The sequence below is a fragment of the Treponema sp. R8-4-B8 genome, assembly GCF_054786175.1.
On record NZ_BDHE01000055.1, the window covers coordinates 1 to 2,809 of the forward strand.

Annotated in this window: 3 protein-coding genes; all 3 read right to left on the bottom strand. The window is 36.2% G+C overall.

Features of this window, described 5'->3' with window-relative positions; genetic code table 11:
* Positions 1–13 precede the first annotated feature (13 nt).
* A complete protein-coding gene (locus ACYVRA_RS06055; RefSeq protein ID WP_461251853.1) occupies positions 14–235 on the bottom strand; it encodes a hypothetical protein in 222 nt (73 codons plus the stop codon).
* Positions 236–590: 355 nt separating this feature from the next.
* Entirely contained in the window at positions 591–1,643 is a 1,053-nt protein-coding gene (locus ACYVRA_RS06060; protein WP_461251854.1) for a PDDEXK family nuclease, read from the bottom strand.
* Positions 1,612–2,457, bottom strand: coding sequence for a DNA-methyltransferase (locus ACYVRA_RS06065; RefSeq protein ID WP_461251855.1), 846 nt, complete (start codon positions 2,455–2,457; stop codon positions 1,612–1,614). Before ACYVRA_RS06065 ends, ACYVRA_RS06060 begins: the two co-directional genes overlap by 32 nt.
* Between the last annotated feature and the right edge of the window lie 352 nt (positions 2,458–2,809).

A 2,809-nucleotide genomic window follows, 5' to 3' on the forward strand; every position in this document is an offset into this window, starting at 1 on the left:
CGGCGAAGTTAAATCAGGACGCGATTATATTATCGTTGATGACGTTTTCTCCAACGGCGGTTCCTTTAACGAACTGCGGCTCTTTATCGAAAAAAATGGCGGCAGGGTAGTTCAGGCCGCGGCCATGGAATGTTACTGTAAATGTTTCAGTTGTGGTATCATCTCCACCACAACCGAAAATGCCGATTGTTATTATTGCTACCAATGCAATAATCCATAAATTTTTCTTTTTCATACAATATCCTCCTTTTTATTCCGCCGTAAGGCGGTTTAATATATTATTTATTATATTCTTAATACATAAATAAAAAATAATAAAGTCCCCACGCCAAGGATGGCGTGGAGCGATGAACAAATTCTGGCAAAATAATCCTCCAACATATTTCGGTTTCTGTCGCTTAACGTTCCGGCGGTAAAAGACGTTTGGGGCAGGTTATAGGGCAATGCGTAGCATTGACCCCTGCCCCAAATGTGGCGGAACAAAAGCGTGCAGAGGGCGAAGCCCGAACACGCTTTTGTGTAGCCTAGCCCCGAAGGGGCGTACTTTTACCGACCTGTTATGCGACGTAAAATGTATTTGCCAACAAATTTTATATTTGTAATTGTATTACATCTATTATTGATGAAATTGGTTTTACATAATCTTTCAGCCCAATGTGATTACTTGCATATTGTAAACGTCTGCTGTTATCAGGTAAAAAGAAAATATGACGTTGACTACCCAATAATGTTAATTTATCATCGGATAAATCATCATCATAAGTTACAATATGATAAATATAGCTAATTTTATATTTACTTAAAATTGATGCGTCTGCCGATGATACTTGTTTCCAGCGTTCACGGATTGTTCTTTTACAAGAAATTCCAATAAGCCAACCGTCTTTTGTTTTTATCCAATTATCAACTTCTATATCTGTTTGAAAATGCTCCGGTTTTTCCGCACATTTTATGTTAAAATAATCAAATATAAAATTGGTAACATCTTCTAAACTCCCACCTGCTCTTGATTTACGTTTTTGTGCCGCCCTGCGTTCAAATTCTTGGGTAAAAGCTGTTAAAACAATGTCTTTTTCATTTTCAGGGATATTTTTATTTGTAAGTAAAACTCTAAGCGTTGCAAAAGCGCGAATTATTTCTGTACGTTCTGCATTTAGACAACCTTTTACCCCTAAATCATCCCATAAAGAAATTACATCTATCAAACCTTCTTTTCCTTTGTCATCAAGATATGCTTTTGCTATATTTAATGTAAATTCTCTGTCATCACTTGGGATATTTGCTATTGCTTGTTGCAGTGGAACCAAAATATGATCACAGGTAAGAATAAAAACATCCATTATTTCTTGTGTGATTATTTCTTTTTCTAAATCTGCAAGAAGAAGTTGAACATTTGGATTTTTTGTTTTGCTTTTACTGTATCTTTCTTCAATAATGTTGCGGAGGACTTGTTTCTGCAAAGACAAATATGTCTTTCCTTTATTTTCATTTGCAACGAGGTTCAAACTTGATGAGATGAGTGTTAATAATTTCGGTTCTTTCCCAATTGCTACATATTTATCGCCATTTATTAACATTCGAGAAAACCAATAAGCGGAATACCAAGGACTATTAGACGGCTGCAACAATTCGGCTAACTCCATAACTTACCCCTTTTTTAGTATTCAATTCGTCATACTGCTTAAAATAATTTTTAATTCTGTTTTTAGCAAGGGCATTATATTCTGGAGAAATTTCAATGCCAATATAATGCCTACTGTTCATAAGTGCCGCAATTGCTGTTGTACCAGAACCCATAAAAGGGTCCAACACAATATTGGCACAAGTTGAAGAAATTATCCTGCTAATTAAATCTACAGGAAAAGGTGCAGGGTGTGAGTTATTCATTTCTTGCGTAAATTCCCATATATCACCATAAGCATTAGCTTTTGGAGCAAGTCTGAATTCAGGCTTTGCAATTAAATAAATTACTTCATAAGTTGGCAAAAAATAACCAGGATTAAAGTTAATTCCACCTTTTCTTTTCCAAATTATTATTTGTCTTACAGGAAAACCTGCTACTATATCCTGCCTGTCTTGCAATAAACCGTCTTGGACACGCCACTTATGATTGTAAAATATTGCCCCATCAGGTTTTAGTAAACGAAACATTTCTGATAAACAGTCACGTTGCCATTTTGCGTATTCATCATGGGGCATATTATCATCATGGTGGCTATATCCGTTTATTAATGCCGCATTTTTCCATTTTCCACCTCGACCATCTTTCATACCATTTCCGGTAGAATTCTTCAAATTGTAAGGCGGTGATGTTACTACTAAATCTAGGCATTCATTAGGCATTTCTTTCATTATAGAAAGGCAATCCCCATTTATGAGCTTATCAGTGAAATCATCAGGGAAAAATCTTTTTCTAGGCATAATATCTATTATGCCATTTTCGGTGAATTTTGGCAAGTAGGGGAAAATACTAGCCCACATTGGGCTGAAGTACTGCCTCAAACGGCACAAAATGAACAACTATAACAAAAAAGGGGCTTTTCTGCTTACTGCTCCGTAGTATCCTAGTATAAATACCTCAAATTCCTATTACGCCGTAAGGCACATACAATAAATCTAAATTCCAAAACTTATCTTTTATCATAAAATGTCAATTTTTAGCTGTTTATATTACATTTTATGTCGCATAACGTTTGGCGGTAAACGACGTTTTTTTGCGCCCGATAAGAAAACCGCGAAGCGGTTTTTCGGGCACAAAAAAATGTGGGTGGAGTGAGGCGTGGGAGCCTTCAGGCGACCTAGCCGAACA

Coding starts and splice junctions, on each gene's coding strand:
- ACYVRA_RS06055 (WP_461251853.1), bottom strand. CDS start 235: ATGAAAAAGAAAAATTTATGGATTATTGCATTGGTAGCAATAATAACA.
- ACYVRA_RS06060 (WP_461251854.1), bottom strand. CDS start 1,643: ATGGAGTTAGCCGAATTGTTGCAGCCGTCTAATAGTCCTTGGTATTCC.